The organism is Rhodopseudomonas palustris (genome assembly GCF_003031265.1).
Lineage (GTDB): Bacteria > Pseudomonadota > Alphaproteobacteria > Rhizobiales > Xanthobacteraceae > Rhodopseudomonas > Rhodopseudomonas palustris_H.
Genome location: NZ_CP019966.1, coordinates 4,392,667 through 4,413,171, shown reverse-complemented (window position 1 = coordinate 4,413,171; position 20,505 = coordinate 4,392,667). Strand labels below are relative to the sequence as shown.

At 63.5% G+C, this 20,505-nt stretch carries 16 protein-coding genes; 9 read left to right on the top strand and 7 right to left on the bottom strand.

The genetic code is table 11. The features are described from left to right. Positions 1-89: 89 nt before the first annotated feature. The 4 genes from RPPS3_RS20430 to RPPS3_RS20415 all read left to right on the top strand — a co-directional run bounded on the left by RPPS3_RS20430 (position 90) and on the right by RPPS3_RS20415 (position 7,071). Positions 90-1,442 carry a hypothetical protein gene (locus RPPS3_RS20430; RefSeq protein WP_107345698.1) on the top strand — a complete coding sequence of 451 codons (1,353 nt, stop codon included), beginning with the start codon at positions 90-92 and terminating at the stop codon, positions 1,440-1,442. Between the two features lie 64 nt (positions 1,443-1,506). After that, the gene (gene metK, locus RPPS3_RS20425) at positions 1,507-2,703 is read left to right on the top strand and encodes a methionine adenosyltransferase (protein WP_107345697.1); all 1,197 of its coding nucleotides are present in this window, start codon (positions 1,507-1,509) and stop codon (positions 2,701-2,703) included. 237 nt (positions 2,704-2,940) lie between these two features. Then, positions 2,941-4,350, top strand: coding sequence for an adenosylhomocysteinase (gene ahcY, locus RPPS3_RS20420; RefSeq protein ID WP_107345696.1), 1,410 nt, complete (start codon positions 2,941-2,943; stop codon positions 4,348-4,350). Between the two features lie 423 nt (positions 4,351-4,773). Further along, positions 4,774-7,071 (top strand): KAP family P-loop NTPase fold protein, encoded by a 2,298-nt coding sequence (locus tag RPPS3_RS20415; RefSeq protein ID WP_159060697.1) that lies wholly within the window; start codon positions 4,774-4,776, stop codon positions 7,069-7,071. Positions 7,072-7,235: 164 nt separating this feature from the next. Here the strand turns inward: RPPS3_RS20415 and RPPS3_RS20410 are convergent, their stop codons facing one another. From RPPS3_RS20410 to RPPS3_RS20395, 4 genes are all read right to left on the bottom strand, one after another. Further along, positions 7,236-7,643 (bottom strand): type II toxin-antitoxin system VapC family toxin, encoded by a 408-nt coding sequence (locus RPPS3_RS20410; protein ID WP_107345694.1) that lies wholly within the window; start codon positions 7,641-7,643, stop codon positions 7,236-7,238. After that, entirely contained in the window at positions 7,643-7,900 is a 258-nt protein-coding gene (locus RPPS3_RS20405; protein ID WP_107345693.1) for a type II toxin-antitoxin system Phd/YefM family antitoxin, read from the bottom strand. The genes RPPS3_RS20410 and RPPS3_RS20405 overlap by 1 nt, the downstream gene beginning before the upstream one ends. Before the next feature lie 501 nt (positions 7,901-8,401). Then, complete coding sequence (locus RPPS3_RS20400; RefSeq protein ID WP_107345692.1) at positions 8,402-8,788, bottom strand: hypothetical protein; 387 nt, start codon at positions 8,786-8,788, stop codon at positions 8,402-8,404. Positions 8,789-8,985: 197 nt separating this feature from the next. Continuing rightward, the gene (locus RPPS3_RS20395) at positions 8,986-9,537 is read right to left on the bottom strand and encodes a DUF6790 family protein (RefSeq protein WP_107345691.1); all 552 of its coding nucleotides are present in this window, start codon (positions 9,535-9,537) and stop codon (positions 8,986-8,988) included. A 382-nt stretch (positions 9,538-9,919) separates the two neighbouring features. Here RPPS3_RS20395 and RPPS3_RS20390 point away from each other — a divergent pair, with 382 nt between their 5' ends. Then, positions 9,920-11,191 (top strand): acyl-CoA dehydrogenase family protein, encoded by a 1,272-nt coding sequence (locus tag RPPS3_RS20390; RefSeq protein ID WP_107346703.1) that lies wholly within the window; start codon positions 9,920-9,922, stop codon positions 11,189-11,191. A 102-nt stretch (positions 11,192-11,293) separates the two neighbouring features. Here RPPS3_RS20390 and RPPS3_RS20385 read toward each other — a convergent pair whose 3' ends face one another. Together RPPS3_RS20385 and RPPS3_RS20380 are read right to left on the bottom strand one after the other, a co-directional pair. Further along, on the bottom strand, positions 11,294-13,399 hold the full coding sequence (locus tag RPPS3_RS20385; protein WP_107346702.1) for a DEAD/DEAH box helicase: 2,106 nt from the start codon (positions 13,397-13,399) through the stop codon (positions 11,294-11,296). A gap of 216 nt (positions 13,400-13,615) precedes the next feature. Next, positions 13,616-16,933 (bottom strand): adenylate/guanylate cyclase domain-containing protein, encoded by a 3,318-nt coding sequence (locus RPPS3_RS20380; protein WP_107345690.1) that lies wholly within the window; start codon positions 16,931-16,933, stop codon positions 13,616-13,618. A 122-nt stretch (positions 16,934-17,055) separates the two neighbouring features. On the opposite strand from RPPS3_RS20380, the gene RPPS3_RS20375 reads away from it, so the two are divergent. The 4 genes from RPPS3_RS20375 to RPPS3_RS20360 all read left to right on the top strand — a co-directional run bounded on the left by RPPS3_RS20375 (position 17,056) and on the right by RPPS3_RS20360 (position 19,728). After that, on the top strand, positions 17,056-18,099 hold the full coding sequence (locus RPPS3_RS20375) for a radical SAM protein (RefSeq protein ID WP_107345689.1): 1,044 nt from the start codon (positions 17,056-17,058) through the stop codon (positions 18,097-18,099). Positions 18,100-18,103: 4 nt separating this feature from the next. Beyond that, positions 18,104-18,337, top strand: a complete 234-nt coding sequence (locus RPPS3_RS20370) for a PqqD family protein (protein ID WP_107345688.1) — start codon at positions 18,104-18,106, stop codon at positions 18,335-18,337. Between the two features lie 2 nt (positions 18,338-18,339). Continuing rightward, on the top strand, positions 18,340-18,876 hold the full coding sequence (locus RPPS3_RS20365) for a hypothetical protein (RefSeq protein WP_107345687.1): 537 nt from the start codon (positions 18,340-18,342) through the stop codon (positions 18,874-18,876). Between the two features lie 141 nt (positions 18,877-19,017). Continuing rightward, on the top strand, positions 19,018-19,728 hold the full coding sequence (locus tag RPPS3_RS20360; protein ID WP_107345686.1) for a Crp/Fnr family transcriptional regulator: 711 nt from the start codon (positions 19,018-19,020) through the stop codon (positions 19,726-19,728). Here the strand turns inward: RPPS3_RS20360 and RPPS3_RS20355 are convergent. Beyond that, entirely contained in the window at positions 19,689-20,225 is a 537-nt protein-coding gene (locus RPPS3_RS20355; protein WP_234820000.1) for a hypothetical protein, read from the bottom strand. The genes RPPS3_RS20360 and RPPS3_RS20355 overlap by 40 nt on opposite strands. Between the last annotated feature and the right edge of the window lie 280 nt (positions 20,226-20,505).

Below are 20,505 nucleotides of genomic sequence, written 5' to 3'. Positions count from 1 at the left end.
ATGGTACTCATCTCATCGTCGCCCTTTCGGCGGTGGGAAATGCGTGGTATGGGAATTCACCGAAGCGGAACTGCCCACCCCGCCGTTACATGAATAACGACCAGCTTCTCAACCGGATATCGGACTATTGCCGTCAGGCCGGGATGGCCGAGACGACGTTTGGCCGTCGTGCGGTCAATGACGGCAAGCTGGTGTACCGGCTGCGCGAGGGAAAACGCATTACCCTGGACACTCTGGAGCGGATTGAGGCGTTTGTTGCTGCTGGGCTGGGCGTTGCGCCGCCGCCGCGGGGGCTGGTGGTGCCGCTGGAGCGGCGGGACCCGCGCAGCAACTTCCGGTTTTTCGAGAACCGCCAGAAATATCTATTGTTTGTCCACACTTGCGGGGAAAAGCGGGTGGTGGCGGACCGCGTCGCGCTGGAGCTCGCCAACATCCACCCCCGCCCGCCCGCGCTGCGGGTGTTCGATGCGGGGTGTGGGGACGGCACGGTTCTGGCGCGCGTGTTGCGCGCGATGCATGGGCGGTTCCCCCAGATACCGTTCTACGTCTCCGGCAAGGAGCTCAGCGTCGAGGACCTGCGGCTGACGCTCGACAAGGTGCCGGACCGGCTGTTCGAGCACCCGGCCTCGGTGTTCGTGTTCACCAACATGAACTACGCCGAGGCGCCGTGGCTGACGCCGGCGTCTTCCGCGGCCGCCGCCGGGATGATCTGGCACGAGGTGGCGCTGCGCGGGGGCTCTTCGGGCGAGTTCGAGACCCAGATCGCCGAGCTGGCGCCGTTCCTGCAGGACAATTGGCGCGCCAATGTCAGTCCCCGCACCGGGATGCCGGTGTACGAGCGCCCGGTCGCGATCGTGCTGTACCGCGAGGACCACCGTTTCCTGCTCGACGCCGTGATCCCGCGCGCCGGCCGCACCGAGGCCAATTTCGACCTGATCATCGCCTCGCAGCCGTACCGGGCGAAATCATCCGTCAACTTCCGGGCCAAGCGGATCATCGCGCCGCTGGCCCGCGCGCTGCGCCCCGGCGGCCGGCTGATCGGCATCCATTCCCACGGCCACGATCCCGGATTGGAAATCGTCCAATCGATCTGGCCGGAGGAGAACCCGTTCTCGGTCAGCCGCCACGAATTGTTGCGCGCGGTCAAATACGAGCTCGGCTCGGCTGGTAGAGACCTGAACTTCAATGCCTACGCCGATAACCGCTCGATCTTTCGCTACGATATGGAGGCTTTGCCCAATGAGGTCACCGGACCGATCGGCAATTCGACGGCCTTTGCAGCATGGAATGCCGCGGTGTATGTCGCGCAGATCGAGGACGACCGGCTCACGGAAGTGACCCGGGACGGCCAGTACTTGGAAGCCACCAGAGAAGTTCTGCGCAAGCACAGCGGTCTCTGGTTCAACGACGAATCCTACGTCATCTCGCGCAGGCGCGACTGACATCTCTCAGGATAGGTATCTTTCACGAAAACACCGCCGGGGTCCGGCGGACAAGGGGTTGGTGATGCGCGCGTCTTATATGTTCACGAGTGAGTCCGTGTCCGAAGGCCATCCGGACAAGGTCTGCGACCGGATTTCCGACGAGATCGTCGATCTGTTCTACCGCGAAGGGCCGAAGGCCGGGATCGATCCGTGGGCGATCCGTGCCGCCTGCGAAACGCTCGCGACCACCAACAAGGTGGTGATCGCCGGTGAGACCCGCGGCCCGGCCTCGGTCACCAACGAGCAGATCGAACACGTCGTCCGCGAAGCCATCAAGGACATCGGCTACGAGCAGGACGGCTTCCACTGGAAGACCTGCGATATCGAGATCCTGCTGCATCCGCAGTCGGCCGACATCGCGCAGGGCGTCGATGCGCTGCAGCCCGGCACCAACAAGGAAGAGGGCGCCGGCGACCAGGGCATCATGTTCGGCTACGCCACCAACGAGACGCCCGACCTGATGCCGGCGCCGATCTTCTACGCCCACAAGATCCTGCGGCTGATCTCGGAAGCCCGCCACTCCGGCAAGGAGAAGGTGCTCGGCCCGGACAGCAAGAGCCAGGTGACGATCCAGTACGAGAACGGCAAGCCGCAATACGTCCGCGAGATCGTGGTGTCGCATCAGCACCTCGTCGAGGATCTGACCTCGAACCAGGTTCGCGACTGCGTCGAGCCGTATGTGCGCCAGGCGCTGCCCGCCGGCTGGATCACCGACAAGACGATCTGGCACATCAACCCGACCGGCAAGTTCTTCATCGGCGGCCCGGATGGTGACTCCGGCCTGACCGGGCGCAAGATCATCGTCGATACTTACGGCGGCGCGGCCCCGCATGGCGGCGGTGCGTTCTCCGGCAAGGACCCGACCAAGGTCGACCGCTCGGCGGCTTATGCGGCGCGCTACCTCGCCAAGAACGTCGTCGCCGCCGGCCTCGCCGACAAGTGCACCCTGCAGCTCGCTTACGCGATCGGCGTGGCGCGGCCGCTGTCGATCTACATCGACACCCACGGCACCGGAAAGGTCGCCGAGGACAAGCTCGAGACCATCGTGGCCGAGGTGATGGACCTGACCCCGCGCGGCATCCGCACCCACCTCGACCTCAACAAGCCGATCTACGCCCGGACCTCGTCCTACGGCCACTTCGGCCGCACCCCGGACGCCGACGGCGGCTTCTCCTGGGAGAAGACCGATCTTGCCGACGCCATGAAGCGTGCGGTGTAACTAGAGCCGTACCACCGTCTCTAACCTCTCCCCGCGCGCGGGGAGAGGTCGGGTCGCCGCGGAGCGGCGATCCGGGTGAGGGGGCCTTTCACCGAGGCCGAGCCTCGCGGCTGCCCCTCACCCCGGCCCTCTCCCCGCACGTGCGGGGCGAGGGAGACGAGGCGCACTGCCTCAAACTGCCCGATTCAGTTCGTAGTGCTCAGTTCGACTGACACAGACATCAGGAAACCCATCCGCATGACCGCCAAGTTCACCGATTACATCGTCAAGGACATCGGCCTCGCCGAGTTCGGCCGCAAGGAGATCTCGCTGGCCGAGACCGAAATGCCCGGCCTGATGGCGACCCGCGAGGAATACGGCCCGAAGCAGCCGCTGAAGGGCGCGCGGATCGCCGGCTCGCTGCACATGACGATCCAGACCGCGGTGCTGATCGAGACGCTGGTGGCGCTCGGCGCCGACGTCCGCTGGGTGTCGTGCAACATCTACTCGACCCAGGATCACGCCGCCGCCGCGATTGCCGCAGCCGGCATTCCGGTGTTCGCCGTCAAGGGCGAGACGCTGAAGGATTACTGGGACTACACCGCCAAGCTGTTCGACTGGTCGGACGGCGGCACCCCGAACATGATCCTCGACGACGGCGGCGACGCCACCATGTTCGTGCATCAGGGCCTGCGCGCCGAGAACGGCGACACCGTGTTCCTCGATCAGCACAATTCGGAAGAAGAAGAGATCTTCTTCGCGCTGATCAAGCGCATCCTGAAAGAGAAGCCGAAGGGCTACTTCGCCACGCTCGCCAAGAACATCAAGGGCGTGTCGGAAGAGACCACCACGGGCGTGCATCGTCTGTACGACATGGAGAAGGCCGGCAAACTCCTGTTCCCGGCGATCAACGTCAACGACTCGGTCACCAAGTCGAAGTTCGACAACCTCTATGGCTGCCGTGAATCGCTGGTCGACGGCATCCGCCGCGGCACCGACGTGATGATGTCCGGCAAGGTCGCGATGGTGGCCGGCTTCGGCGACGTCGGCAAGGGCTCGGCGGCGTCGCTGCGCCAGGCCGGCGCCCGCGTCATGGTGTCGGAAGTCGATCCGATCTGCGCGCTGCAGGCGGCGATGGAAGGCTACCAGGTCGTGACCATGGAAGATGCGGCGCCGATCGCCGACATCTTCGTCACCGCCACCGGCAACAAGGACATCATCACCATCGAGCACATGCGCGCGATGAAGGATCGCGCCATCGTCTGCAACATCGGCCACTTCGACAACGAAATTCAGATCGCGCATCTGAAGAACCTGAAGTGGGACAACATCAAGCCGCAGGTCGACGAGATCACCTTCCCGGACGGCAAGCGCATCGTGCTGCTGTCGGAAGGCCGCCTCGTCAACCTCGGCAACGCCACCGGCCATCCGTCCTTCGTGATGTCGGCGTCGTTCACCAACCAGACGCTGGCGCAGATCGAGCTGTTCCAAAACCAGGGCAAGTACGAGAAGAAGGTCTACGTGCTGCCGAAGACGCTGGACGAAAAGGTCGCCCGCCTGCACCTCGCCAAGATCGGCGTCAAGCTCACCGAGCTGCGCAAGGACCAGGCCGACTACATCGGCGTCAAGGTCGAGGGGCCGTTCAAGGCGGATCATTACCGGTATTGATGGGGGAGGGCGCGGCCGCTCACACGCGGCCTCTGCTACCTGCTCACGCCGTCATGGCCGGGCTTGACCCGGCCATCCATCGGACGACAAGAAGCCCCGGAGCGATGCTCCGGGGCTTTTTGTTAACCTGACGCTTAGTATCGACGCCGGCGCTCGTACGAGTCTGTCAGGCGCAGGGATGTCGGCTATGGGTCGGAAGCGGCGCTCTTGAATTGAGAGCGGTAGTCCTAGGATGCAGAAGATCGTGCGAGAAACCGCACCGAACCCTACCCGTATCAGGGCGTGCGTTTGCTCCGATTCAAGAATCTAACGTGCGAACGATAGAAGAGAGGGCTAGTATGTTGCGTCACCTGTGCGGCGGGGCGGCGCGGACGGCAGCCCTAGGAAGCTGGTGCGGAGCAGCTTTGCGTTGAGGCAGATATCGTGATCGGCATAGCATTGCGGCTAAAGAATTTTTTGGGAACGCTCGTCTCTTCAAACGACAGTGAGCCACGCGAAGAAGTGTTCACAGCGGACCTTCCGATACAACGCGCGACCGAGGATCTCCTGGACCGAGGATCGTTCGCCCGCGCTCTCGGTTCGGTCATCTATAGATACCGCGGGTTCGACAGCTTCGTCGTGGCGCTGCGAGGCGATTGGGGTTCCGGAAAGACGTCGATCAAGAACTTGGTCGTCGAGACCCTTTCGCCGGCAGGCGCGCCGCCCATGAAGGTTGTCACTTTCAATGCGTGGCGCTGGGGGGACGACGATGCGATCACACGTGCCTTCTTCCGCGAGATCGAGATTGCGCTCGGCGACAAGGGGCAGTCCCTGTCCGCTCGGCTAAGAGCTCATGAGTTCAGGCGTTACGCGCTCATTCTTGAACGTCTCTCCGGTACAGCGAAACAAGCAGGGACGAAGCTTTCGGAGCAGGTCGTTCTGCTCGGAGGAATCGGTCTGCTGTTAGCGGGCGGTGTCATTACGCTCGACCTGCCGGCGCAGTGGCTTGCTGCGGTCCTTACGGTCCTAGCCGGAGTGATGCTCGTGCTCAGCAATGCAATTGCATTCTTCTGGCGAGACCGAGAAGACGATCGTCCGCTTGACATGGCGCGGGCGTCCCTTGAAGACAGGCTGAAGAGCCTGCCGCGCAACATCCTCATTGTGATCGACGACATCGACCGGCTTGAGCCGGATCAGATACGGACGGTGATCAGACACGTCAAAGCCAATGCTGACCTTCCGGGGCTCAGCTACCTGCTTCTATATCAGCGCGATGTCGTCGAGCGAGCGTTCGACGCCGGCGAGCCCGGATCAGGCCGCCGCTACCTTGAGAAGATCGTGCAGGCGGCCTTTGACGTTCCCGTCGTCGAGGGGGACAGAATAGGGCGCATCGTTCTCTACGAACTTGAAAAATTGACCAAGGGCCTTCCGGAAGATTCCGCGTTCGATCAGACGCGTTGGGGCAACGTCTGGCACGGTGGTTTGAAACATCTTTTCCGTAACCTTCGCGACGCCAAGCGCTTCATCGCCGGAGTCGAGGTGCAATTTGTTCTCCATCGTGGATCCCGCGTTATGGAGACGAATTTGATCGACACGATAGCGCTAGAAGCATTGCGCGTGTTTGCGCCCGACGTACATCTGGCGTTGTCACGTAACAAAGGCATGGTTACTGGCAGCAAAGACCGTGCCAGCGGCGACAAGGATCAGATCAAGGCTCTCTTCGGGCACGCGACCAAAGAGAGTCGCGAGTCTGTCGAATGCATCGCCTCGCAGCTCTTTCCGGTCGTGGGCTGGGCGTACGGTTCGCCTTGGCACGGCTCGGACTTCGAGAGCAGTTGGGCGACTGAAAGGAGAATTTGCTCGGCCGCCTACTTCGATCGCTATTTCTTCCTCAGACTGCCGGAAGGCCAAATACCAGATTCTGAATTCCTTGACTTCATTTCCGGCACCGCCGATCGAAGGCACATCGACGAGGTGGTCTCTAGAATGAGCGCTCGTGGCTTGCTACCAGAGTTGATCGACCGCCTAGATCAGGCCGCAGTAGGAGGCAAGCTCCCGCTGGAGAACATGGATACTTTGCTACCGGCGATCTTCGATATCGCCGAGCCGTTGCCGCACGAGTTCGGATTCAGTTCGAGGATGCCGTTCATTTCGTGTTGGCGCGCAGCTCTTTGGTATCTCAGGTCTGAGCCCAATCAGGGTGAACGGAGAGCCGCATTTGAAAGGGCCGTAAGCGTTGCCGACGGGTTGGCTGTGCCGGGCACCTTGATCGGTCTCGATATTGACCGTCGCAAGAAAGGTGAAGGCGAAAATCTATTCGACGACGACCAGTTGGCCGCGAGCAAGTCAGCCTGGGTCTCGAAGCTCGTCACCCTTCTCCAGAACGAGTCGGAAAAGGTGATCAGAGGACATCACCTGATCGATTATCTCTACCGTTGGCAGGAATTTGACGGCATCGATGGACCAGCCGCTTGGTTCGCGAAAACCACCGCTGATCCTAAGCTCTTGCCCTTGCTTCTTCGGGTCTTTGTCCACCAAGGGCAAGCGCACGCGATGGGCGATTACGTCACTCACAAGGTCGTCAGCTTTAGACTGGACGCGATGCTACCGTTCGCTGACGTTTGTGAGGTGCTGGCTTTCGTACGCTCCTTGCCTTCGCAGTCGGACCCCACGCTGAAGGATGCTTGCGAGCGTTTCATAGAGGCAGCCGAAAGGCATTTGGCGCAGCCTGACGATGCTTAGGCTGCCAAGACAGAAGATCGCTGACCGTCTCAGCCACCAGCCTGGGACGACGGAGCCGAACAGAAGCCCGTAGCCCGTAGGGCAGATTAGCGCAGCGTAATCTGCCATTGCTTTAAGACAAGCCATTCGGCTACTCGGCGGATTGCGCCTTCGGCTAACCCTCCCTACGAACCGAACGGATTGACCACCGCCACGCCGGTCGGCGCGAAATCCGACACGTTCCGCGTGACCACCGTCAGCCCGTGCTCGAGCGCGGTGGCGGCGATCATCAGGTCGGCGCTGTCGTTATGAAGCGCGGCGCTTAGCGCGCCCCAGCGCCGCGCCGCGCGGAGATCGAACGGGACGATGCGCTCGCCATACACGGTCAGGACGCGGTCGAGCCAGGCGGCGAGCGCGGCCGCGAAGTGCTGATCGGTCGCGCGCTGCCGGGCGATGCCGCGCTCGATTTCGCCGATGCTGATGACGCTGATGAAGAGATCGGCGGTTCGCTGGCGCTCGAACCAGGCGACGACGTTCGGGTCGCGCCGCCGCTTGCGCAATTCGGACAGCGTGACGGTGTCGATCAGAAACATCACAGATCGAGATCGCGCATCCGCACGGCGTCGCGCGAAAACTCGCCATCGTCCTGCGGCATCGCCAGCAGCACGTCGGCGAATGACGGGGCGGTGGCGCGTTCGAGTTGCTGAAGTCGTTCGTACTCGGCCACGTCGACCACGACGACGGCCGGCTTGCCATGCTTGGTCACCGTCTGCGGACTGCGCCGCGCGGCCTCGACGACCTCGCTGAACCGGTTCTTGGCGTCCTGCACCGACCAACTCCGCTCGGCCATTTGCGGTTCTTTCTGGCTAGAAAATCTAGCCAGAATATATAGAGCGAAGGCAGTCGCGGTCAAGGCGTAGGCGGAAGGCGGTTCGGTTGGGGGACGGCGGTTCGGCGCGCGCAATGCTCCCCGGATTTCGCTGCGCTTCATCCAGGCTACAGGCCCACGGCGCTGACTGTCGCCCGTCGCTGCCCCGCGTTACGATGGAATTGTTAGTCGGTAGCTTAGATCTGGGATTTCAGGCTGGTCGAAGACATGTTGTCTCATTGGATTGCGGTGATCGTTTTGATTCTCGTCGCCTCCGGGGCAATGGCCCTGGCTTGGCCGCTTCGGAAGAAAGGAAGAGATCCATTCGGTGCCGACGTGAGTGGTCCGGGCTCCGCGATCAGCGGAGGCCATTGCCACTCGGATGGGGATAGCTGTTCGGGCGGGGACGGGGACTAGATCGGCTAGCTCACATTGGTCAGCTGGACTTGATGATCGCTGCGCTCCCCTTATCCAAGCCGCCGCTCACCGCCACCTGTTCACCACCCAGATCGCGCCCCACGCTCCGGCCAGCGTCACGATCATCGCGCCCGCGAGCGCGGCGGCCATCACCGGGCCGCCGGCGGCGGCGAGGGAGGAGGAGCCCTGCACGAACGGGGCGAGCAGCATGGTCACGGCCATGCCGCCGAGCGGGGCGGAGAGGAAGGCGCCGGTGAGGGCGACGGCGATGCTGACGATCCAGCCGAGCGGGCCGCGTTGGCTGGTTCGGGCGTCGTGGATGCCGACCGCTAACGTGCCGAGCAGGAAGGCCAGCGCGATCAGCATCGGCCCGCCGACGCTGCTCTGCGGGATCGCGCCGGTCGCTTGCAGAAACAGGATGCCGATCACGGCACTCAGCATGATGATGGGCATGCGGCGCGTCCTCGCTGCTGGGCGGCGCCGAGAAGCTCGCGGCGGCCCATCGGCATGATCAAGATGGGGGCGCGGAGCCGCTTGCGGCGGCGTCGGTCGGCTTTCCCCTTTGTCCGGGAAGCGGGCTTGCAAGTTCAACGCGCTGCGTTCGGGATGATTACCGGGCTGACGGCCTGTTCGTCCGTCGCGATCGGCGCTCAGGCCGCGCGGCCTGACGGCGCCACAGCCACGCGATCGGTTCGGCTGCGATGCTGCAGCCACAGCAACGCCGCGCCGAACAGCGGGATGAGGATGTCGGTGTAGAACACCACCCCGGCGTTGCCCGGCGCGAAATTGTGCTGCGTCACCATCTGATTGATATGACCGACGGCAGCGCCGAGCGTGAACAGGCCGGGGCCGACGATCGCAGCGAGGCGGAGGTCGAAGCTGCGGAAGGCGGCGAGAAAGCCGACGGCGGAGAACCCGAGACTCGCGGTGGCGACTTCGAACTGGAACGGGCTGTCGGCCCAGCCGATGAACGCCGCCGACATCTTGCCGAAGAAGCCGTGCATCACGAAGTTGTAGAAGTAACAGACGCCGATCGACCAGAACAGGTGCCAGGCCAGCAGCCGGTCGATCACGTCCGGGAATCGCAGCGGCTTCGGCGCCCGCGCGATCGCGACCAGCGCGAACAGCAGGCCGATGACGAGGAAGCTCAGCGAAAAATTCGACAGCACGAACACGATTGTCGCCCTGATCACTTCCGCCATGCCTCGGTCTCCGTTCGGTGATGAGCGCCGCAGCCGCGTAGCTGACGCGCTGGGATCGGGGCGATGGTAGCACTCATTCGGACCACAGCAATCAAGCGCGACGACCCGCCGAACGATCACGGGGCGAGTGCGCGCTGCTACGCGGGGAACCGTTCGACGTGGAGTTCGGCGGACCGTTATGATTGCCCCGTCGCCTATTGCGCGCGTACGGCCGAGATGATTTTTCGCATTGCGGGATTAGGTTCGCACGCTGTTTTAAACGCAGTTCGATCAAGACAACCCGGCGGGTTCGTGTCTATAACCGTTGCGCGGCCGTCCACGCGGAGTGGCTGCCAACGACGCCAAGAAACGCAACCAAGAAAAGCACGAGGAGCACGCCCGCATGCAGACGGCCTACGTCCCCCGCCAGACCCCTTACACGCTCGCGCCCGAAGACACGCTCAACGATCTGCGGATGAGCGAATCCGTCCGGCCGCTCTATGACCATGTGAAGAAGTTCATCGCCGACGTCGTCGAGCCGATGCAGCACGAGTTCGAGATCGCCGAAGCGAAGAATCCGAACCGCTGGTCGTTCAGCCAGGAGCAGCTCGATCTGCTGGCGAAAGCCAAGGCGAAGGCCAAGGAGCAGGGGCTGTGGAACTTCTTCCTGCCCGACGCCGAGACCGGCGAAGGCCTCAACAATCTCGACTACGCCTACATCGCCGCCGAACTCGGCAAGGCGCCGCTCGCCTCCGAAGTGATGAACTGCTCGGCGCCCGACACCGGCAACATGGAAGTGCTGGAGCGCGTCGGCACCCCTGAGCAGAAAGAGAAGTGGCTCAAGCCGCTGCTCAACGGCGAGATCCGTTCGGCCTATGTAATGACCGAGCCGAACGTCGCTTCGTCCGACGCCAAGAACGTCTCGACCTCGGCCGTGCTCGACGGCAACGAGTGGGTGATCAACGGCGAGAAGTACTACATCTCCGGTCTCGGCGATCCGCGCTGCAAGATCATGATCGTGATGGTCAAGACCGATCCGACCGCCGCGCCGAGCAAGCAGCAGTCGCAGATCCTGGTGCCCGTCGACACCCCCGGCGTCGAAGTGCTCGGCCCGATGCACGTGTTCGGCCACGACCACGCGCCGCGCGGCCATATGCACATGCGCTTCAACAATGTCCGGGTGCCGAAGGAGAACATCCTGCTCGGCGAAGGCCGCGGCTTCGAGATCTCGCAGCTTCGGCTCGGCCCCGGCCGCATCCATCACTGCATGCGCACCATCGGCAAGGCCGAGAAGGCGCTCGACCTGATGGTGGCGCGCGGCTTGACCCGCGAGGCGTTCGGCAAGAAGCTGGCGCATCTCGGCGGCAATCTGCAGATCATCGCGCAGGCGCGCTGCGAGATCGAGGCGATGCGGCTGATGGTGCTGAAGGCTGCCAAGGCGATGGACGTGCTCGGCAACAAGGAAGCGCGCGTCTGGGTCAGCATGGTCAAGGCGATGGTGCCGGAGCGCGCCTGCAAGATCATCGACCAGGCGATCCAGATGCACGGCGCCACCGGCATCTCGCAGTGGACCCCGCTCGCCGAGATGTACACCGACGTTCGCCACCTCCGCTTCGCCGACGGTCCGGACGAAGTGCACTGGATGGTGGTCGGCCGCCACGAGCTGACGCTGTAAGCGACCGCTGTCAGTGTGACGACATCAGGGCCGGGGGCATTGTCCCCGGCCTTATTATTTGTGAGATGCGGCGCGAGGCCGGCGTCACGCTCCGCAGGCGCCTCAGCGAAACTTCTTCTTCGCCTTCTTCTTGAACGGCGGGTTCTTGGCCGACGGATCGGCGCGGCGGGCCTTGCTGACATAGGCGGGCTTGTCGCCCTTCGCCTTGCCCGCCTTGAAGCCGTCTTTCTTGAACGGCTTGGCTTTGAAATCGCCCTCGAACGGCTCCTCGCCGCGCGGCTTGAAGCCCTTGTCGTTGAAGCCCTTATCCTTGAAGCTCTTGTCCTTGAACCGCGCCGGCTTGCCGCCGCGCGGAGCGTCGTCGTGCGGCGCGCGCTTGCCCGGACGCGGCGCGTCCTGCTCGCGCGGATCGGGCAGCGGTTCGCCGGACAGCGGCGACCACGAGTCGGGGCGCTTGGCACGGCGCGCGTCGCGATCCGGCTTGCGGTCCGCATCCGGCCGCGGCGGACGCTTGTCCTCGCGCGGCGGGATCGGCTTGGCGCCGATCAGCGGTTCGATGCGGATGTTGTCGTCGTGATCGGGCCGCTTGATCTGCGCCGCGAAGGCGTCCGCGGCGGCCGGTGAAATCTCGAACTCGGTGGTGGTGTCGAGGATCCGGATCGCACCGATGTCCTGCCGGGTGATGCCGCCGCGGCGGCAGATCATCGGCAGCAGCCAGCGCGCCTCGGCATTCTTGCGCTTGCCGATCGCGGCGCGAAACCACACGCCGCCCGCCATCGCGTGCTTCTCGCCGGCCTTGGCCGAGCGCGTCCGCGGCGCCTTGTCGCGCACCTCGTGATCGCGCGGCTCGCGCGCGGCCTTGCCGCCGCGCTCGTCGCGGCCGCGGGTCGGCCGTTCGCCGGGATCGAGAATGTCCTCCGGCGCCGGCATCCGGGCGCGCACCACCCTGGCCAGCGCCACCGCGATCTGTTCGGGCGAGCGCTCGGCGAGCAGCGCCTGAGCCAGCGCCTGATCCTCGGCGGTCGGCTCCTCGGTGAACAGCGGGTCCTGCAGCATGCGCTGCTGATCGAGGCTGCGGATCTCGTCGGCCTGCGGCGCGGTGCCCCAGTTCGCCTCGATGCCGGCGAGCTGCAGCAGCAGTTCGGCGCGCCGCTGCCGCGCCGGCGGAACTAACAGGACGCTGATGCCCTTGTTGCCGGCCCGCCCGGTGCGGCCGGAGCGGTGCTGCATCACCTCGGCGTCGTTCGGCAGCTCGGCGTGAATGACCAGGCCGAGGTTCGGCAGATCGATGCCGCGCGCTGCGACGTCGGTGGCGACGCAGACCCGGGCGCGGCCGTCGCGCAGCGCGTTGAGCGCACCGGTGCGTTCGTTCTGGGTGAGTTCGCCGGACAGCGCCACCACGGCGAAGCCGCGCTCCAGCAGCGCGGTCTGCAGATGCGTCACCGCGCTGCGGGTGTTGCAGAACACGATCGCGGTCGGGGATTCGACGTAGCGCAGCACGTTGACCACGGCGTGCTCGACATCGCTCGGCGCAATGCGGATGGCGCGATACTCGATGTCGGCGTGGCCGCCCTCGGCGCCTTCGACCTCGATCCGCATCGCGTCGTGCTGATAGGTCTTGGCCAGCGCGATGATGCCGCGCGGCAGCGTCGCCGAGAACAAAAGGGTGCGGCGAGTCTCGGGCGTGGTTTCGAGGATGAACTCCATGTCCTCGCGAAAGCCGAGATCGAGCATCTCGTCGGCCTCGTCGAGCACCACGGCCTTGAGCTGCGAGACATCGAGCCGGTTGCGGCGCAGATGGTCGCACAGCCGCCCCGGCGTGCCGACCACGATGTGGGCGCCGTCCGCCAGCTCGCGCTGCTCGCGCCGCGGATCCATGCCGCCGACGCAGGAGACGATGCGGGCGCCGGCGTGGCGATACAGCCAGCTCAGCTCGCGGTGCACCTGCAGCGCCAGTTCGCGGGTCGGCGCCACGATCAGCGCCAGCGGCGCGGCGCCGGGCTCGAACTGCTCGGCATCGCCGAGCACGTCGCGCGCGATCGCCAGCCCGTAGGCGACGGTCTTGCCGGAGCCGGTCTGCGCCGACACCAACAGGTCGCGGCCGACCGTGTCGGGCGCCAGCACCGCGCTCTGCACCGGCGTCGCCTGGAGATAATTACGCTCCGCCAAAGCTCGCGCGAGCGGCGGGGGACTGGTCGGAAATGTCACGAACGACAACCTTCTGGGCGATCACGCCGAATGGGAAATCCCGGGACCGGATCGGTCGACCGGCGGGCCTTGGACGATGCACGTCGCAACAAGCCGCCGATGATGGGAGGTTGCGCTCTTTTAGGCTAATCCTGGTCCCGGCGCCATTGGTTCCTCACCCAGGTCCGATGAACGGCCCGAAAGCCCCCTGTAATGGCTGCGGCGCCCCAGGATCGCCTAGCGGCGATGCGTGGCCGCCAGCTCGATAACGCGCGCGGCCTCGGTGAGGTCGGCGGTGGCGAAGCCTTCGGTCATGGCGGCGCGCAGCCGCTCGAGACGCTGGAGCGGAGCCGAGCTGTCCCGATGTGGTGAAGCCGAGACGAGACTGACGAGGGCCCGCAATTCCAGCATCGGCGAGCCGAGCGCGTGCGCCAGATTGGCCGCTTTCTCGAGGTCGTGGCCGCCCGCATCATCCTGCGGGTCCGCCGCCAGCAACAGCGATCCGCGAAGCCGGTATAGCTCCGGCCCGCAAAACAGCGTCCGGTTGGCCTCCGTGATGTCGATCGCTTCGGTCAGTAACGCCAAAGCATCCTCGACCGCGCCTCCGGCACCAAGCGTCTCGGCGAGCAGCATCAGGCCGTAGGGCCGGATCAGCTCGGCGCCCGTGGCGCGATAATCGTCCAGCCCGGCTTTGATTTCGGCTACGCCCGCTGCCGGGCCGTCCAGCCTGCCGATGGCCCAGCCGCGCAAGATCCGCCCCCAAGCGCTCCAGTAGGGGAAGCGATAGCTCTGGCCGATCTGAATCGCCTGCTCGGCGGCCTGGAGCGCTTCGTTCGGCTCACCACGGCTCTGGCGGATCGAGGCCTCGAAGCTGAGCGCGAAGCCGAGGCTGTGGGGATGATTGAGCTGGATCGCCCGCGCCATCGCCTCGGCGCTGTCCGCGACGGCCGTATCCGGCAAACCGACGAACCACTCGGTCCACGCGAGATTGCATTGCGCGAGAACCGCCGGATCGGAGCCATATTCGAACCGATGGTGATGATGCCGATCGGGATCGTACAGCTGCAACGCCTGCTTCAAAGTCTCCTTCGCGCTACCGAATTGGCCGAGATAGAACTGGGTCAGGCCAAGCGGCCGCTTGGCCTGCAGCTGAAGGCCGTCGTCGCCGGCGCGGTCTGCCTGTTCGATCAAGCGCACGCCGCATTGATGCGCCTTTTCGAGCTGACCTCGCACGATGAAGAACATCATGAGCCCATAAAGGGCCCTGAACAGCAGCCGGTGCTCGCCCAGTCTCCAGCTGAGCTGATAGGCACGGGTGAAGACTTCCTCCACCTGCGGGGCGGCATTCCCCTTGATGGCGAGAAGTTGCGAGCCGCGCTCCAACTCGAGCGATAGTTCTCGCCGTGCCCGCTCGGCCGTGTCGGGTAATCGGCGAAGGATCGCAAGAGCACTGGCAAAGTGGCTGGCAGCCTCGACATTGGCCGAACGCTCGGCGGCCTTGTTGCCGGCCGCCTCCCAATGCGCGATCGCCGCTTCCGCAAGATCCGCGGCTGCATAATGCTCGGCCAGGACCTCGGGAGTTGCCGCGACGACATCAGCGAATTGGGTGGAGATGACTTCCGCGATTCTGCGGTGCATCGATCGTCGCTCGCTCTTGAGCAGCGAGTCGTAAGCAGCTTCCTGGATCAGGGCGTGCTTGAACGAGTATTTGGCCTGAACCTGCGTTCCATGCTGATGGATGAAGCCCTGGCGCAACAGTTCGTCGAGCTGCGCGCGGAGCGCTGGCTGACTCTCTCCGGTGACGGCCGCCAATACTTCGCTGTCGAACGTCCGGCCCAGCGTCGCGGCGACCTGCGCCAGCGGCTTTGCGATCTGAAGGCGGTCGAGCCTTGCCGCCAACGAGCCACGGAGCGTGGATGGAATGCTATCGACGAGCGCCGTCAGTCGCACCGGATCATGGTCGGCGGAAGAAGCACCGGCGAGAACCGCTTTGGTGAGCTCTTCGATGAACAACGGAATTCCGCCGGTCTTGGCGACGATCGACGCAATGATGTCTTCCGGGACGGTCGAGGTCTCGGCAATCTGTGCGGTCAGCGCTCTTGCTTCGTTCTTGGAGAGGCGGCGCAGGCCCAGCCGGGTCACCTGCGGTCCCAGCAGCCATTCGGCCGTCAATTCCGGGCGGAACGTGAAGATGGCCATCACCCGCCAGTTCGAGAGCCGTTCCACGATGTGCCGGAGCAGGGTGGTGGTGGACGCGTCTGCCCAATGCAGATCCTCGATGACGAGGACCACAGGAACATCCTCGGATTGTCTCAGGACCCATTGCGTCAGCACTTCCAGCAGCAGTTCGCGCCGCCGGGCCGGCGGGATGTCCTTGATCGCGGCGGAAACCGGCAACTCGAGTAGCTCGGCAACCAGCGCCGCGGCCTCTGGGGTGATCGTCTCCAAGCCGACGAAGGCGCGCTGCAGATTCGCCGCCAATTCGTCTGCATCCGCCTCGCCGTCAGGTCTCACGACGCGGCGGATCATTTCGATGATCGGATAGAATGCGCTGGAGCGGCTGTATGCCGAGCAGTAACAGGTCATCGGCAGAAACGCTGCCGGCTCGAGCCGGGCCTTGAATTCACGCACCAGCCTGGTCTTGCCGGCGCCCGCTTCGGCTGTGATCTGCACGACCTGGCCTTCACCGTCCTGTGCGCGGAAGAAGCGGTCCTGTAGCAGCGCCAGTTCCTGCTGGCGCCCGATCATCTTGTGGCTGGCGGCAGGCCGTTCCCGGACCGCCTCAGTCCGCTCGCCGGAAACCTCGAACAGATGAAGCAGTTCATCGACGCCGCGCACCTGCTGCAATCCGAGATCGATCAGATCAAAACGTTCGCCGAGGAGTTGCGCAGTCTGATTGGTGATTACCAAACGATCAGGAGCGGCGAGGCTCTGCACCCTCGAGGCAATATTGGGCGTTTCGCCGAGGATACCCATTGCCTCGAAACTGTCCGAGGATCTGAGGTCGCCTGCGATGACGATTCCGGTGTGCATGCCCATCCGCACGTGGATCGCCTTCATCTCCTCTTCGGCATTGAGGCGCTGCAGATTGTCGAGAAGTGCCAGGCCGGCGCGCGTGGCCCGGATCGGATCGTCCTCATGGGCGAAGGGAAAACCGAAACATATAAGGATGCCGTCGCCGATATAGCGGACGATGCAGCCATCGAACTGACGTACCGCGCTCGCGCAGATGTCGCGGTAGCAATAGATCACGTCCTTGAAGTCTTCTTCGTCGAGACGGATCGACATTTCGGTCGAGCCGATCATATCGACGAACAAAATCGTGACCTGGCGCCGCTCGGGTCGCTGATCGCGAACGGGCGCAGAGCCTCCCGACGCACCGGTGACGGCCGTCTCGGAAGCCTCGACGAGGGAAGCGCCGCAGCCGCCGCAGAAGTGCGACCCGAGCGGGCTCCGAAATCCGCAACTCTGGCAATGCAGGCTGAGCTTTGCGCCACAACGTGGGCAGAAGCTCGCCTCCGTCGGGGCCGAGAAGCCGCAGGCAGAGCAACGCATACTGATTAGTGTCCGTTGCTATTTAGACGATAGTATGATTAGCTCACTCCCATCTCTAACGATCGAACATTGGACGACAGGGGCTTAGATTCGTTCATCTCACAGCGAAATGGTTCAAGGCCATGGCGCAAATCGAGAATCCATTCGCCCTCGAGCAGCCACTAAAGCTCTCGATCTGTTTTACTGAGACCTGCAACCTCGCGTGTCAGCACTGCTATTCCGATTGCTCGCCTGACAAGGCGGGAGCGGAATTGAGCAGCGAAGACTGGTCACGCTTTCTGGATGAGATTGCCGAACTCGGCGTGATCTATCTCTACATCGAGGGCGGTGAGCCATTTCACCGGCCGGACTTCCTGCCGTTTTTGGCATCCGCCTCTGGCCGTTTTCTCACCGAGGTGCGTACCAACGGCACGCTGATCACGCCGCAGACGGCCCGCTACCTGAGGGACATCCGTGTCGGCATCGTGCTGGTCGATTTGTTCAGCTCCCGAGCGGAGGTGCATGACGAGATCACGGGTGTACCCGGGAGCCACGCTCGCGCTTGCGACGGGATCAGATCCATGCTGCAGGCCGGCATCGAGGTGCAGACTCTGTGCATCCTCAGCCGCAAGAACGTTGCCGATCTTCAGGGTTACATTGATCTTGCCGACCGGCTTGGGGTCAAAACCGCTGGGGTTTTGCGCCCTTATCCCCTCGGCCGGATGAAGTATCGCTGGGCGGAGTTCGCGCTGTCCCTGGAAGAGATGCACGCGGCGCTCGATGCGCTCCGCCTGCCGCCCGGCATGAAGGTGATGCAGTCATGGCATCCGAATGACGGCAACTCCTGCTGGCAGATGGCGGCGGTGAATGCCTTCGGAGATTCGATCGGCTGCGCTTATCTGCGTGAGTACGTCAATTACGGCAATATCAAGCGGATCTCCTTCATGGAGACATGGGAGCATCCGCTCTACCGGGAACTCAGATCCGGGCGCGTCAAGGATAGTTGTCCGAGTTGTGCATCCAGCCAAGGTTCGCATGGGGGGTGCCGTGCGACGGCCTATGCGTTTCACGGGGCTTGGGACGCCCCCGATCCGTTCGATAAGGTGCTGAACAGGGGAGTAGACCTGCGTGTCCTACCCGAATGGCTGTTACAACCACACCCAAAACCTCCGACTGCGACCACTTAAGGAAATGAAGAGCTGCGTGGTGTTTCGGCCTGATCCGCCGAAGCTGTTCATGCTGAATCTGAACGCGTGGTTTATCCTTGAGCTCTGCGACGGCAGCACCGCCGAGCAGATCGAGCAAAAGTACGTTGCACAGGTTGCGACCAAGAACCCGGAGGAGGATGCACGAAATCACCTCAGAGCTGGACTTCAACGATTGCAGGAACAGGGATTGATCGAACTGACACACCAAGGAGATTGATCATGGCCAACATCGAGTCCTCCGGACTTGCCGCCAGTTTGATTGCTGGCGAAACGCTGGTGCCCCCAACCGTTGCGGCAATTGAGCCGGAGGTCCGATCGGGCGGTTTCTTCCCATTCTGCGATCTTCTCAAGCATGGCGAAGGCAAGCAGGAGATCGAGAAACTCCTGAATGACAGCGTTCTGCTGGGAGCTCTGGTGATCGAGTGGGGCTACGATGTTCCTTTCAACAAGCATGACGAGTTTCGGAAATGGCTGATCGCCAACGAACAGAAACTCGATCAGGTAACCCCCGAGGGGGTCACTTATCGCGGGACCTACGCGGTTTCGTCGACGAGTGAAAAGGGCAGCGGCCTCTACCGCACGATCTGGGCATTCCGGACGCTCGCGGCGCTGCAGACGTTCAACGATGCGATGCACGCGGGCACTGATTTTGCCCGTCTGATCCACGATCTGTCGAGCTATCGCGATCGCGAGCGCGGTGCCGCAAACAGTCAGCAGATCTATCAACCGGTTCGCTGCGCCGATCGGCTAGGATGATCAAACTTGCATTGTGACCAACCATTCTGGACGACAGAGCGGTGACCTCCGCTCTGTGGCAGGCAAGCGGCCCCGGCAAACGTGTCGGGTGAGGAGGAACGGGCTTGAGTCTCATTGGGGACTTGGCCCGTCGAAACACTGATGGCGTCGATGACAACGAACCTGGGTCGCAGATCGACCAAGATAATTGATGTCGTCCGTGCCCACCGGCTGTTTCAGGATCTTGCGCCCGACGCGCTCGACCAGCTCTGTCGTTCCGCATGTATCGTCCGGTTCAGACGGGGACAGACCATCTTCCTCAAGAGAGACGCCGCCAACGCTCTCTTCATCGTGGTCGAAGGCGCGATCCGGGTGAGCTCGGGTTCGGCCGATGGACGCACCGCCATGCTCAATCTGATCGGCAACGGCGAGATCTTTGGTGAAGTTGCCGTGCTGGACGGGCTGCCGCGGACGACGGATGCCATCGCCCACTGCGATTCCGTCTTGCTGTCGATCGCGCGGCGCGATCTCCTCGATCTGATCGACATGCAGCCTCATCTGATGATGAAGCTCATTGTTCTGCTCTGCGGGCGGGTTCGCGCGACCAGTCAGCAGGTCGAATGGTTGATGCTGCAGTCGATGCCGGCTCGGCTCGCCGGCACGATCATGCGGCTGGCGGAGCGTGACACCGACCCGGCTCGGCTTCGTATCGAGCTGACCCAGCAGCAGGTCAGTGAGATGGCTGGGATGTCACGCGAGAGCGTCAATAAGCTGCTGGCGCGCTGGGCTTCGCAAGGGTGGATCAGGCTTGGACCGCAGACCTTGGAGATTGTTCAGCCGGACGCCCTCCGTACGGTTGCGGGCGAAGGTTGATTAGCTCTTTGTCTCCTCTTGGTGGATAAGCCGGCCGCCTCAGGCGGCATCGCGAAGCTGGGCGGGACCACCAGGATCGACCGCCGAGGCGGTCGTTTGTCACCATAGCACGCCACGCCGGCCGCCGCGATTTGAAGGACCACCCCGCCGATCCAACTGGCGGCGAGCAGGGAAAGCCAAACGGCCGGCGGGTCTGCGCCGATGACGAGCACACCGACCGATGTCAAAGCCATGACCGAGGTTAGAAAAGTGCCGGCGGCGCACAGCAGACAGACCGGATCGAGTCCTGAGTGTCGCGTCTCGCCGTACTGAAGTCCGCTCGCGGCGGCAAAGCCGACCCCGCCTGCCACTACAATGACCAGCGATGTCCATTCGGACTGCAGGACGCCAATATCGGCATGACCGACCGAAGCCGCGACGAATGTGCCGCAAGCAAGTCCTGCCATTGCAAGACCGATCCGCTGGATGAGTTGCGTCATATGCCTGATCGTATCCATGATGCTCGCTCCCGAACCATCTCCTTTGCTCACTGTAGTTCGAGGTAGAGCGCACCGTTGTGAACTGGTTCACACCGTCGACACTGGCGCTATCAAGGATCGGTGACATGAGCCGATTATCTGGCGGCTGGTAATCGAGTCTGACGTCGAACTCCACGAGACTCATCTGGCCGTCGCTGATGCGCCGCTGCCGCTGCCTTCATTGTGTATTAACCACGCGGCCGAAATGCTGCTGTGCAATTTATCAGTTGTTGTCTGCTGTCGTGCAACTCGTGGTGTA